The following is a 441-nucleotide window of genomic DNA, read 5'->3' on the forward strand; positions in this document are numbered from 1 at the left end:
CCGAGGTCGAGTCCGCGGCCTTACTGGACGACTGCCTGGATGCATGCCGCACGGCGCTGCCGCTCATTCTGGCCGGGCGCATCCAGGGTTACGGTGCGCTGCGGCTGCGCTACCACCTCGAGACGGCGCGCGCGCTGGCCGTCGAGGTCGCCGCGCTCGATGCTGTCGTGATCGATGCTGCCGGCGCCGGCGCTTCGAGGTCGGCGCGGCTCCGTGACTCACGGGAGCTCCGGCGGGCCGGACTGCGCGCCTTCAGGAACCTGTCCGGGCGGTCGCCGGAGCAGCTCGCGCGGGTGAAGAAGCTGGCCGAGGAGGCCGAGCGGCCCGACACCCGCGCGCGAACGCTGGAGACGCTCGCACGGGAGCTGGAGACGATGATGGGCACGATGCCAGCTCGGGTGCTCGCCGACGCAGGCGCCACGCCGGAACTGCTCGCGGCGC

General features: G+C 73.5%; 1 protein-coding gene. It reads left to right on the top strand.

The genetic code is table 11. The annotated features are described in order from the left end of the window. A partial coding sequence (locus BN4575_RS22975) for a hypothetical protein (RefSeq protein WP_176716471.1) occupies positions 1 to 441 on the top strand: 441 nt, incomplete at both ends.

This window comes from Aeromonas sp. EERV15 (assembly GCF_900079845.1).
In the GTDB taxonomy this organism is placed as follows: domain Bacteria; phylum Pseudomonadota; class Gammaproteobacteria; order Enterobacterales; family Aeromonadaceae; genus Aeromonas; species Aeromonas sobria.